This is a genomic window from Zobellia laminariae (genome assembly GCF_030553095.1).
Lineage (GTDB): Bacteria > Bacteroidota > Bacteroidia > Flavobacteriales > Flavobacteriaceae > Zobellia > Zobellia laminariae.
In genome coordinates, this window is sequence record NZ_CP130738.1 from 3887195 (window position 1) to 3899730 (window position 12536).

Here is a 12536-nt window from a genome sequence, read left to right on the forward strand (position 1 = left end):
CATCGGTACAGCTTGCTAGGAGCAAGACCGTAACAAGTAAGAAACTTATATTTTTCATGATTTTCATATTTTATATAAACAATTTTTTAAAATCCAAATTTTAGGTTTAACCCTAAGCTTCTGGTTGATGGTGGAGAAAAAGATTCATAACCATCTGCACTTGTAAGTGTAGGGTCAACAATCACCTCTGGATCAACACTTGCGCTGTTTGAGAAGAAGAAAAGGTTTCTCCCTACCAACGTCAGCTTTATGTTTCTAAAAGGCGTTCTATCTATTAGTGAAGAAGGTAGGCTATACCCTAATGTTATTTCTCTCATTCTAATGTTGGATGCATCTTCCACAAAAGCTTCTCCAACTGGGGCATTTCTTCCACCAATAGAAGCCCAAAATGTTTCAGCATCTGTTTGGATATCATTTGCAGTTCCATCGGCCTTAACAACTTCTAAGTCGCCAAAAACGTTATCACCAAATACCAAAGTACCATCACGACCAATAGTGGTAACATCAAGCGCACCGTCTGAGGCCAAAATAGCATTTGTAAGCGAACCGATTACACCACCTTGTCTAATATCTATTAAAAAGCTTAAACTTAAGTTTTTATAGCGGAAGCTGTTACTAATACCACCTAACCAATCTGGATTGTAATTACCAATTAAAACGCTTTTACCATCAGTTACGGATGGCGTACCGTCTGCATTGACAATAACTCTATTTTGGTCGTCTCTTTCAAAGCCTCTGGAATACATATTACCCCATGGTTCACCTATTTCCAATTCAAATTGTCTGAAAAATGGATTGCCAGCATCAAGTATAAGAGTTTCTAATCCTCCAGAAAGGCGTAATACTTCACTCTCATTTTTACTAAAGTTAACTGAAACATTCCAACTAAAGTCATTAGTTTGGATAGGTGTTCCCGTTAAAATAGCTTCGACCCCTTTGTTTTGAATATCACCTCCATTTACAAATCTGGTACTAAAACCAAAAGCAGGGTCAACACTAACAGGGAATAGCTGATCTATACTGTTACTTTTATAGTAAGTAAAATCTATACCTAGACGATTATCTAAGAACCTTAAGATCAACTCCAAACTCTAAAGATTGCGTACGTTCAGGCTTTAAATCAGTATTGGGAAGTGCAGGGTCTAATTGAATAAAACCACCGGCGACAGAGGATGCGGTACGGAAAATCTTGTATGGATCGGTATCGTTACCTACCTCTGCATAAGAACCTCTTAACTTAAGATATGAAATAACTTCGGGTAATTTTACAAGATCGGATATTACAGCACTAAGACCTGCAGAGTAATAATCAAATCTATTATTATCAACTGGTAGAGTTGAACTCCAATCACTTCTATAGGTAAGATCTAAAAACAAAGCATCTTTGTAGCCTACTTGCCCAAAAGTATAAAGGGAATTTACCTTTTTCTTATTGTAATCCTGTTCTGAAGCAAGGTTTAAAGCATTGCTAATAGCAAAAATATTAGGAGCATTCAATCCTTTATTATTGGTAGATACAAACTTATCTTCTGCCATACGGCTGTTACCACCTACGTTAATATTAAAATTGAAATCGTCATTAATCTGTTTGTCGTAGCTCAACAAGAAATCCGAATTCCATTCTAAGTCAATATTGTTTCTTGTTTCATAGTTACCATTATCAGCAAGAACGTAAGTGTCGTTATAATCAATATCTTCTCTGAAAGTAGTACTGTTATCTACAGCGGTACGCACCATTAAACTAAGGTTGTCAAGAATATTGTATTTTAATGAAGCATATCCTATTATTCTATTATTAACAGAATTGTTAAGATTACGATTGGTAGTCCAATAAGGATTGGCTCCTCCATTATCTTTAGGTTTCCAATAGTTTTGTTTTGTGCTACCATCCAAAGCTAAATATTCAAAAACTTCTGCATCCGAGGTACGTATATTTCTAGGTAACCTGTATGCATGTCTCCATGGATTGGCGAATGATTCTCCCGTCTCTAATATATTATCAGTTTCTGTTCTAATGTAGTTTGCTTTAGCACTAAGTTCAATCTTGTCATTGAACAATTTGTTGTCTATTTTAAGTGTAACGTTATGTCTCTTCAATTCGTTACCAGCTACAATACCTTTTCTATTTTCGTTAGTATATCCAAAAAAGGTTCTGTTCTTGTCGTTACCGGATCGTATTGAAACGTTGTTGGCCATATTAAAGCCCGTTTGCATAAAATCAGAAACATTATTTGGCTGAGCAGAGTATGGAGTTGCAGAATTGATATCTGGACTTGGTGACCAGTTAGCAACTGAAGACCCATCCATTCTAGGACCCCATGAACCAGTAGATGAGTTGTTAAAAAGACCACCACTACCTTGGCCATACTCATTTTGGTAATCATACATAATTCTTCCTGTATCTGCGGTAAGAGTAGAACTAAAGTCAATGGTAGTTATATCACTTGTACCTGTTTTGGTTGTAACAATGATAGCACCGTTATTTGCTCTAGCACCGTATAATGCAGCAGCATTAGCTCCTTTTAATACGTTAATAGAAGCAATGTCATCAGGGCTTAAGTTAGAAATATCTCCACCTAATGGTACACCATCTACAACATATAGTGCTTGGCTACTACCTGCAATAGATCGGTTACCTCTCAATACTACTTTGGAAGACCCACTAACACCATTTCCTGATGTTTGTATAGATAGTCCAGCTACTTTACCTTGAAGACTATTTACAAGATCTTGTTGTGGTCTAGCTTCATCAATACTTTTGGTATCTACCCCTTGTGTGGCATAGGTCAAAGACTTCTTTTGTCTTTTAATACCTAAAGCAGTAACAACAACTTCATCTAATTGGCTAGCATCTTCTTGCATAGCTAAATCAATAATGTTGTTGGCACCCACGGTAACGTTTTGTGATTTCATTCCAATAAAGGAAAAAATCAAAACATCGCCAGTAGAAGCTTCTATGGTATAATTACCATCAAAATCGGATTGTGTTCCTGTTGTACTTCCCTGTACTAATACATTTACGCCGGGCAACGGCATTCCATCATTAGCGTCGGTGACCGTACCGGTAACCGTTTTGTCCTGCGCTAATATGGGGTGAGTACCCATTATTAGTACTAGGAACATTAAAATGTTTTTCATCATAGTGTTAGTTTTAAAAAGCTGTTAGTCCTAAATGTTTTCTTAATGTTTTGTGAATGTAAACTTAATTTTTAAGAAACCAAACGCTTTTTAAGTTAAATGTGCTCGAACACACTTTTGATTATGAGAATAGTATTAATGATAGTATTAGAGTTCTAAGTCAATAAAAACAAGCCTAATTTATATAGTAATCCACATTTTCAGAAGTAACGATGTCAATGGGAAGTAAATTCTGGAGGGGTACTTTTTTGCCAAAAAGGAAAAATTCTGCGAAATGGCTTATACTTAAATAAGCCTGTTCTTTTGGTCTTTGATGAATTAAGAAGTCAATCTTACCTTCCTTTAAAAAAGAAACGTTCTTCGGTACTAAATCATAACCAACTAAGGTACAAGGTTTCATTAATTTAGATACTATTTCAGCTATCTTGTATGCCTTGGAGTTAGTAATAAAAAGAGCACCAATATTTGGATTATCATAAAAATATTGCTCTATTTCTTGCTTAAATTTAGATTGGACATCCGAATTGAAGTTCTTTGCTTCTAGAATCCTATGTGAACTTTTTTTATTATCAAAGTAGTTTTTAAACCCTTGTTCTTTTAGTAGTAGGTGAGGTTCTTTATCTATATGTATAATACCTATATCAGATTGAGGAGCCACAGTTTTATCAATAAGGTCTGCTGCTATTTTTCCACTTTGCACTAAATCCTGCCCAATAAAAATTTGAGTTTTATTTGTACTAAGGTGGTTATTGAAAAGACCCACTCTAATATTGTTCTCTTTGCAGGTTTGACTTATTTGAAAGGATTCTTTTTCAAACAATGGGGTCATTAACAGTAAATCAGGAGAAACGTTGATAGCTTCAATAGATTTCCGGTAAAAGTCTTCTTTTTTGGAAGGATTATAAATGAATATTTTAACTTCAATACCAAAAGGACCAAATTCTTTTTCCGCAACTTTCACTCCTTCATGTGCTGGTTGCCAATAAATATCTATTTCAGAATCTGGAATGAGTATAGAAATTCTATAGGCTTTATTCTCTTTAAGACTTCTTGCAATTGGATTGGGGCGATACTCTATTTCCTTTAATATTTTTTCAACCTTTTCCTGTGCAATTTTAGATACCTTTCCTCTTTTATGTAGTACACGATCTACTGTTCCTTTGGATACCCCTGCAAGCTTGGCAATATCTTTAATTGTCTTTTTTTTATTGGTCATTTTAGGATGAAAGAGGCTTTAGTTGTTGCTTAGGGTGAAAGAAAAATCTTCACTAAATTATAGATATATAACTTATTGAAAGTGCTTTCTGCTAATTTTTAATCGAAAAAAAAATGGTAAATAGATGTAACTAAATATATTCTAACGACTTACGGGCTGTTTTTTTAATAGCCTATCAAAGCCTTCAAAAGCAATAGCCATAGCAATTACCAAAGCAGCTCCTATGAAGTTGAGCCATAGATATCCCAGTTTTTCTTCGCCCGTAGGATGAATAAAAATAAGATTATAAAAAAGCACAAAGATGATAAGTTGAGTGAGCAATGCGGCAAAGAAAACAGCATTTCCTTTAACAAACTTAAAGAAAAAGGCCAGTAAAAATATACCTAAGACATTTCCATAAAAAATGGAACCGATTATGTTAACAAGCTGAATAAGATTGTCAAATAGGTTGGCAATACTTGCTATAGAAATTGCTATTATACCCCATAAAAGAGTAAAGGCTTTTGTAGCTCTAACATAGTGCTCATCAGTCAATTTTCCTTTTATGTTTCTCTTATATAAATCCAAAGCAGTTATGGTGCCCAAAGCATTAAGTTCAGATGCGGTGGATGACATAGCTGCGGATAGTATAACCGCTAAAAGTAGTCCTATAAGTCCTCTTGGGAGGTTATGAAGGATAAAGTGGATAAAAACGTAGTCCTTGTCATTGGTCTCAACGGTACTATCAGCTTCTTTTATTAATGATTTGGCAGCCGCACGATTAGTACTGTCTTTTATGTTTAAGCTGATAATTTCTTGTTTTGCCTCTTCTACAGCGCTATATTCTTTTAACTCTAAAGCGGCAGAGAACTTATTTTGTGCCATTTTCTTTTCTGCCTCTAGCTTTTCCTGTCCTTCCTGAAGAATAGCATAATCTTTGGCGTATTCGGAACTCATGACAGCCTCTGTAGCTGCAGGGTTAAAGTTTAAAGGCGAAGGATTGTATTGATAAAAAACAAATACCATAACACCTACCAATAGTATAAAGAACTGCATTGGTATTTTCAACAGGCCATTGAAAACTAGACCTAACTGACTTTCACGAAGTGATTTCCCTGAAAGGTAACGTTGTACTTGGCTTTGATCGGTACCAAAATAAGCCAAAGCTAAGAACAATCCGCCTGTAATACCACTCCAAAAAGTATATCTGCTTTTGGTGTCAAAACTAAAGTCGATTATATTTAACTTGTTGCTGGCACCAGCTATCTTAAGTGCTTTTCCAAAGTTGATATCGGCCGGTAAATATCCTAATATAAAAAAGAAAGTGATGAACATACCTGTCATGATAATGAACATCTGTTGTTTTTGGGTAACGCTTACCGCTTTGGTACCGCCGGACACGGTATAGATGATTACTAGAACTCCAATAATAACATTTAAGGTTCTTAAATCCCAACCTAGTACAGCAGATAATATAATGGAAGGCGCAAAAATAGTAATACCTGCAGCTAGGCCTCTTTGTACTAAAAATAGGATAGCAGCTAATGAGCGTGTTTTTAAATCAAAACGGTTTTCTAGAAATTCATAAGCCGTATACACCTTTAACCTGTGATAGATGGGTAGGAAAACCAAGCAAATTATAATCATGGCTATGGGAAGCCCAAAATAGAACTGAATAAAACCCATACCATCGTGAAATGCCTGCCCAGGGGTAGATAGAAAAGTAATGGCACTGGCTTGCGTAGCCATTACCGATAGACCTATGGTCCACCATTTGGCATCTTTCCCACCACCTACGTAGTCATCTACACTTTTACTTCCTCTGGTTTTCCAAACACCATAGGCAACTATGAAAAGCAGTGTACTCGATAAAATAATCCAGTCTAATGTTCCCATATTAGGTAAATGCAGTCATTAAGTAACTAAAAACAAGTATGTATATGATATTAAGTATCAGTACTAACGAGTATTCCTTTTTCCAATCGAACTTGTCTAACATAGCTTTAATTCAATTTCGTAGGTTGTACATTTTTTTCAACAGAAAGCATATTTGCAAACAGCTTGTATGCTCCGGGTACACCGGCAGGTAGTTCTCTAAAAAAACTTAATCCGGTATAGATGTAATTTCCTTTTCCATAAGGAGCTATTAAGATACTTCCTTTTTTATCTGATTCTCCCTTATCGCTCATAGAAAGAACAGGAGTAAATTCTTTAGCCCATTTGTCAGGGAAATAAAGTCCGCGCTCTTGTACCCATCCATTAAAATCAGCAGCATCAATTTTATTCGGATAATTTACTAAGGTATTCTTTTTATCTATTATTTCTACAGCGGAATTTTCATCCGTTACCCGGTCACGGGATAAGGTAATAGGGTAGGGAGCCAGATTTTCAAACTGATCGCCCCATCTGCTTGCTGTATTGTATTGCACTACAAGATTACCTCCTTTTTCAACATAATCAAAAAGATAGCGTTGTTTGAACTTCAATTCATCTACCACGTTGTACGCCCTAATACCAACAACTACGGCATCATACTTATCTAACGAACCTTTTGCAATACTGCTAGGTTCTATGGTGTGTACGATGTAACCTATTTGACTTAGACTTTCAGGAACTTCATCTCCGGCACCGACAATGTAGCCAATGTGTTCTCCTGATTTTTTAATATTTAAACGTACCACTTTTGCTTCTGAGGGCAGTAAAACGGACTGAGTAGGAACGTGATCATAATCTATCATTACTAACTCTTTGGTTATCTCTTTGCCGTTTAGTTTTATAATCGGAGAAATAAAGCTTTCGTCTTCGTCAGCAGGTGGGGTTAGTGTAAAAATAAGTGTTTGTTCATCACCTTTGTTAGCAATTTCAAAAGGTTTTGATTCGGCATCTACTGCCCATCCTTTGGAATGGCTTAGTTGCAGTTCGCCTTTTATATTATCTGCATGAGCTTTTACTGTAACCGAAATTTTCTTAGGCTCGCCATCGGCAAAAATTAATACTTTATCACTAAAGCTTGCCGTAGCCTCTGGTAGTATTTCAAAAGGCTGAAACAATTCACCTTTATCAGGTTTTGCATAATGATAAATAACAGGCTTTTCAAAAGTGAGGGCCTTACCATTAAATTCAAGTTGGAATTTTGCTAAAAATGCCCGTGGCGTTTCCGGCTTTCCAATAAGTTTTTGATTATCTACTTTGTACATACCCAGAGTACCTTTTTCTCTAAGCCAATAAGGGCTCGTATAATCTGTGGCTTCAGGTATATCTAAATCTATTTCAAAAGTTTGCTTTTCATTATTCTTTAAGGCGATGGAAGGTTTTAATTCCTTATCCGTAGAAGAGATAGAAATAGTTTTCAAAACAATATCCGCAGAACTTCTATTAACGGCCTCAATGTTTACTTTCACCTTTCCTCCAGGGTTAGAGAAAGCAGTTTCGGCGGAAGCTTCAAGATAAAGGCCTCCAACATTTAAAATGATGTTCTTTAACTCTTGTGACTTTAAAGCTTTCCAATAGGGGTCATCAACTTTTTGAAGTAGTTCGTAAGCTTCCAACAGTTGCGGCAAATGTTTTGATGGGTTTGCGAAGTCAAAGTTCTTTTCAACAGCGTAAAGAATCGCTCCAACAACTTTACCATAAGGTACGCGAGACCAAGAAGTATCTATGCCCTCAAAAATGTCATTAGAATTTTTTGGCATTGAACCTTTTAAGAGCTCAACGTATTCGTTTTCCGTACCTCTTTGAGATAAACGTCCAAAACCTTGACATAAATGCTGGCTACTGGCCAAAGCGGCAATTTCGTTATTAGACCTTCCTAAAATAGGGTAGTAGGTTCCAATGTCTAAATTGACCATTTTTGATTTATCGGCCTCGTCAAATTTCTCTTGGCTGCCATAAAACCACCATGAAGTGTTGAAAAACAACCGTTGTGGTTGCCAAGTTTCTGTAAGTTCTAATTGTTTACTGTAGGCATTTTTATCGTTAGCCAAATCAAAAGCTTCAAAACTTAACATGGCTGATGAAGTATGGTGCCCATGAGTAGTACCGGGACTTCTATGGTCAAAACGGTTGATAATTACATCTGGCTTAAAATTACGAATAGCCCAAACGACATCGCCTAGCACTGCTTCTTTGTTCCATATTTCTAGAGTTTCGTCTGGGTGTTTGGAATAACCAAAATCATTAGCTCGCGAAAAAAACTGCTCGCCACCATCTATACGTCTGGCCGCTAAAAGTTCCTGTGTACGTAAAACACCTAAAAGCTCACGAAGTTCAGGGCCTATAAGGTTTTGTCCACCATCGCCTCTGGTTAAGGATAAATAACCTGTTCTGGCTTTAGTTTCATTAGAGAGGTAAGAAATAAGTCTTGTATTCTCATCATCTGGGTGCGCAGCAATGTAAAGTGCGGTACCTAAGAAATTCAATTTTTCAAGTGAATGGTATATTTCAGAAGAGGATTGTTGCACAGGTTTTTGTGCATTGGTAATATTTGAACACAAGAGTATTCCGGCAAGAAATGCCAAAAAATAGCGCATAAAGTTGGTTTTAGTCTGGAAGAAGCCAATGATTTACAGAAGCGACACCATACCAAAGATAGAAAGTTTAAAGGGCTTAGCTGGTTTTTTAAAACTTCTTTAACAAAAATTAATTTCAGTGTGGACTAGCAGTAATCTTGTGAAACGCAATTATGCTTCTTCAGTTCCGTCTGGTGTTTCTGCTGTCTCTTCGTAAGTGTAGATTAATGTAACCGCTTTTTGCATCATCAAATTATTAGGGTAAACTAATAATTCTCCGTTAGATTTTCTTAAGCTAACGTGAAAAGCCCTAATATCTTCAATTAAAAATGGTTCTTCCGATTCAATATCCTTATCTAAAATTTTTATGCGATCACCAATCTTGAATGGAAACGAGAAAAATAGGATAACTCCTGCAGTTATATTGCTTAAAATAGACCAGCTAGCAAATAAAGCGACTCCTATGACAGTGAATACAGAAGAAAAGACAAGACCAATATCTTTGTAATTCACCCCCCATATAAATGATATGACCCCAAAACCTAAAAGCATGAGTAAAATTGAGGCGTACTTAGTAATTAACAATGTTCGTGCCTCTACAATGTCACTGATTCTCCCAATTTTCCGAATGGTTTTATCCGTAATAAATTTTAGGATGATTAACACGCCAAATGTTATGGCGGTAGCTATCATTTCGTGCTTGTACGTTAAAAGAAATTCTTGCATAAACTTATAGGCCTAAACTGTCGCGCAAAGGTAAATCCTTATTTCCATTTTGTCGCCAGTAAGGAGTCTTTAAACTTTTTATTTTTGTGGCTGTAGAAGTCATGGATTTGGCATTTTCTCCAAAGCCGCTTTTAAAGGTGTCAGACCAATTTTCAATAGTATAAGGAAAAGCTGTTGTGAAGTTAATTGTTAGGGTTCTTTCTAACTCAGGGTAGGTTATTTGGTAAGTTGAAATACCATCTGTACTATTTAAACTAGCAGTTGATTTATACTCTTTTAATTTTTTGTGAGACAGTCGGATAAACTCTAGAGAAGGTATAATTTTTAAATCTCCTACAGGTAGTGTTTCAGGTGAAATTCTAATCTTGTTCCATAGCTCATTTTCAAGGACGGTTTTTTCTAATTTGAAGTCTTGGTCCGCTTCACTTTCAAAATACGAATGGGACATTACATCAAATTTTTCACGGTTATTTAGCTGTGCATAAACCTGTCCGCACCACTCTTGTGCAGAGAACGAAACTTTTACCGCATGGTCGTTATCATGAACTGGATAAAAAGTACTTGTCATTATGGAATAAGGGTAGATTCCGGTGAGATATTTCTTGGTTACATTCAGTTTTAAAACAGGAATATTATCCGGGTTGTTTCCATCTGCTTTCACTTGCTTATCCTTTAGGAAAGGTTCGGTAACAAAAACAAGAACAGCTTTGCCGTCTCTTATTTCACCATATCGTGCTAGTTGAAGTTTGTAAGATGTAATTTCGGCATCACCGGCGTACCAATACTTCTTAAATTCGCCCGAAAGTTCTTTTTTCGGTAATTCTACCGTTTTTTCGGAATTAACAGCAACGTCTTCACTAGTCTCTTTTTTAACCTCTTGGCAAGATTGCGTAAAGGAAATTAGTAAAGCTATATATGTTAGAGGAAGGGCTTGTTTGGTAATAATTCTCATGAGGTAGTAATTTTATTTAAAATTAACCAAAAAGAACTACTTGACCATTTCAATTAACGTTTTGTATACCAATTGTGTAGGTAGGCCTACAACATTAGGATAAGATCCTTTAATTTCTTCAATACCTGTTAGGCCTATCCATTCTTGAATACCATACGCACCAGCCTTGTCATAAGGCTTAAAGTTGTTGATGTAGTAGTGGATTTCTTCATCAGATAACTCTCTAAACTTCACTTTGGTTACTTGGTGAACAACTTTTTGTGAGCTAGAAGTGGTGAAACAAACCGAAGTAATCACTTCGTGCCAATCTCCGGAAAGAGCATTCAGCATTCTAAAAGCTTCTTCTTCATCTGCTGCTTTGGCTAGTGATACGCCATTATGCCAAACTACAGTATCTGATGTAATAAGAATTTCGTTCGCTGCTAAGGACCCTTCAAATGCATCAGCTTTCAGTTTTGCTAAATAATCGCTTATTTGGCTTCCTACTAATTCAGGCGGATAAACTTCGTCCACAGATTTTAACCGTACTTCAAACGGAAGTCCCATTTCTTTTAAAAACTGATGTCTTCTTGGTGAACCGCTGGCTAGAATTATGGAGTGATTATTTAAGTCTAACATAATTTAATCGTTTGCTGCGCTAAAATTGGTCATCCAGTCTCCTTTTACTTTTAAAACCTGCTCAATAACATCTCTTACGCAGCCATCACCTCCGTTTTTATGAGAAACGTACATAGATACAGCTTTTACTTCCTGAACAGCGTTTTGTGGGCAACTAGGTAAGGCAACTGCTTTCATTACGGGGATATCAGGAATATCATCACCCATGTATAACATTGTGCTTACGTCAACATTATGATTGTCCATATATTCTTTTAGGGCATCCATTTTGTGGTGTGCTCCTAAATAAATATCCTTTACGCCTAAAGCTTGCAAGCGGCTTCTTACTCCTTCATTTGTGCCTCCAGAAATAATACATATTTTATATCCCTTCTGTAGTGCGGTTTTAACGGCATAGCCATCTTTCACGCTCATTTTTCTGAGCATTTCGCCTTCGGAGGTTATAAGCAATGTACTGTCGGTGAAAACACCATCAACGTCAAAAACAAAGGTGTCTATGTTTTTTAAATATTCTTTATAGCTCTTTTCCATAAGTTGCTTGTATAGATTTGCTCAACAGTTCGTAGACTGCCTTGAGCTCTGGTTTTTTTATTTGTTCTAACTGGTTTGTAATGGTGTTTGAATCGTTTCGCCTAGCAGGACCAGTTTGGGCCTCGTAAGGTGATAGGGTTTCGATTTTTCTTGCCGTTTCCTGTATGAGCGGGCTTAAAATTTCAAAAGGAACATTATTTTCCTTACAAATTTCAGAACCCATATGATAAAGGTGATTGGTGAAATTATTTACAAACACTGCAGCAAGGTGAAGGCTTTTACGTTGTTCCGTGTGTATTTCATACACGTTTTCTGAAACAAGATTTGCTAGCTTTTTCAATAGCGCCAAGTCTTCTTTGTTTTCTGCTTCTAAACAGATTGGAACCTTCTTAAAATCTAGTTTGTTAGATTTACTAAAGGTCTGCAGTGGGTAAAAAACACCATGTCTATCGTGGCGGCACAGTTCGTTCATTGGGGTGCTTCCAGAAGTGTGAACTATCAATTTATTTTTAAGTGTAAGTTGCTCTGATACAGTTTTTATAGAATTATCACTTAAAGTGATTATATAAATATCAGATTTTTTTAAATTAGAGAAATCAGAGGTTGTTTTTTCCTCTGGAGCAAGAGCTAGAAGCGCTTTTTTATTTCGACCTATAACTTGAACAATCTCTATTTCGTCCGACTTTGAAAAAGCCTTGAAAAGGTGGGTTGCAACATTGCCGGTACCTAAAATGCTTACCTTAATCATGAGGCGAAAATAAGCATATAATTACGTAAAAGAGACTTTGTTTTGCTGAAAAATAATTCAAACATTTTGCTTTAAAGCGAAGAAATGATGCTCTAAATTCTATGGAATTTATAATAATGG

At 36.2% G+C, this 12536-nt stretch carries 10 protein-coding genes; all 10 read right to left on the reverse strand.

All coding sequences use genetic code 11. The features are described 5' to 3' along the window. Positions 1-86 precede the first annotated feature (86 nt). A complete protein-coding gene (locus Q5W13_RS18665) occupies positions 87-1088 on the reverse strand; it encodes a SusC/RagA family TonB-linked outer membrane protein (protein ID WP_304444052.1) in 1002 nt (333 codons plus the stop codon). Continuing rightward, complete coding sequence (locus tag Q5W13_RS18670; RefSeq protein WP_304444053.1) at positions 1060-3141, reverse strand: SusC/RagA family TonB-linked outer membrane protein; 2082 nt, start codon at positions 3139-3141, stop codon at positions 1060-1062. Before Q5W13_RS18670 ends, Q5W13_RS18665 begins: the two co-directional genes overlap by 29 nt. Positions 3142-3313: 172 nt before the next feature. Then, positions 3314-4354, reverse strand: a complete 1041-nt coding sequence (locus Q5W13_RS18675; protein ID WP_304444054.1) for a LacI family DNA-binding transcriptional regulator — start codon at positions 4352-4354, stop codon at positions 3314-3316. 141 nt (positions 4355-4495) lie between these two features. Then, entirely contained in the window at positions 4496-6229 is a 1734-nt protein-coding gene (locus Q5W13_RS18680; RefSeq protein ID WP_155596115.1) for a sodium:solute symporter family protein, read from the reverse strand. Between the two features lie 107 nt (positions 6230-6336). Next, positions 6337-8862 (reverse strand): PIG-L family deacetylase, encoded by a 2526-nt coding sequence (locus Q5W13_RS18685; protein WP_304444055.1) that lies wholly within the window; start codon positions 8860-8862, stop codon positions 6337-6339. A 150-nt stretch (positions 8863-9012) separates the two neighbouring features. Beyond that, positions 9013-9567, reverse strand: a complete 555-nt coding sequence (locus Q5W13_RS18690; RefSeq protein WP_155596117.1) for a mechanosensitive ion channel domain-containing protein — start codon at positions 9565-9567, stop codon at positions 9013-9015. Between the two features lie 4 nt (positions 9568-9571). Next, positions 9572-10519, reverse strand: coding sequence for a septum formation inhibitor Maf (locus Q5W13_RS18695; protein ID WP_304444056.1), 948 nt, complete (start codon positions 10517-10519; stop codon positions 9572-9574). A 36-nt stretch (positions 10520-10555) separates the two neighbouring features. Then, positions 10556-11137 (reverse strand): Maf family nucleotide pyrophosphatase, encoded by a 582-nt coding sequence (locus Q5W13_RS18700; RefSeq protein WP_304444057.1) that lies wholly within the window; start codon positions 11135-11137, stop codon positions 10556-10558. A gap of 3 nt (positions 11138-11140) precedes the next feature. After that, on the reverse strand, positions 11141-11668 hold the full coding sequence (locus Q5W13_RS18705; RefSeq protein WP_304444058.1) for a KdsC family phosphatase: 528 nt from the start codon (positions 11666-11668) through the stop codon (positions 11141-11143). Further along, positions 11652-12416 carry a Rossmann-like and DUF2520 domain-containing protein gene (locus tag Q5W13_RS18710; protein ID WP_304444059.1) on the reverse strand — a complete coding sequence of 255 codons (765 nt, stop codon included), beginning with the start codon at positions 12414-12416 and terminating at the stop codon, positions 11652-11654. Before Q5W13_RS18710 ends, Q5W13_RS18705 begins: the two co-directional genes overlap by 17 nt. Positions 12417-12536 lie beyond the last annotated feature (120 nt).

Bases quoted from the DNA above. Each gene is read 5' to 3' on its own strand.
- Q5W13_RS18695 (WP_304444056.1), bottom strand. From the start codon at position 10,519: ATGAGAATTATTACCAAACAAGCCCTTCCTCTAACATATATAGCTTTA.
- Q5W13_RS18705 (WP_304444058.1), bottom strand. From the start codon at position 11,668: ATGGAAAAGAGCTATAAAGAATATTTAAAAAACATAGACACCTTTGTT.
- Q5W13_RS18675 (WP_304444054.1), bottom strand. From the start codon at position 4,354: ATGACCAATAAAAAAAAGACAATTAAAGATATTGCCAAGCTTGCAGGG.
- Q5W13_RS18700 (WP_304444057.1), bottom strand. From the start codon at position 11,137: ATGTTAGACTTAAATAATCACTCCATAATTCTAGCCAGCGGTTCACCA.
- Q5W13_RS18710 (WP_304444059.1), bottom strand. From the start codon at position 12,416: ATGATTAAGGTAAGCATTTTAGGTACCGGCAATGTTGCAACCCACCTT.
- Q5W13_RS18680 (WP_155596115.1), bottom strand. From the start codon at position 6,229: ATGGGAACATTAGACTGGATTATTTTATCGAGTACACTGCTTTTCATA.
- Q5W13_RS18690 (WP_155596117.1), bottom strand. From the start codon at position 9,567: ATGCAAGAATTTCTTTTAACGTACAAGCACGAAATGATAGCTACCGCC.
- Q5W13_RS18670 (WP_304444053.1), bottom strand. From the start codon at position 3,141: ATGATGAAAAACATTTTAATGTTCCTAGTACTAATAATGGGTACTCAC.
- Q5W13_RS18685 (WP_304444055.1), bottom strand. From the start codon at position 8,862: ATGCGCTATTTTTTGGCATTTCTTGCCGGAATACTCTTGTGTTCAAAT.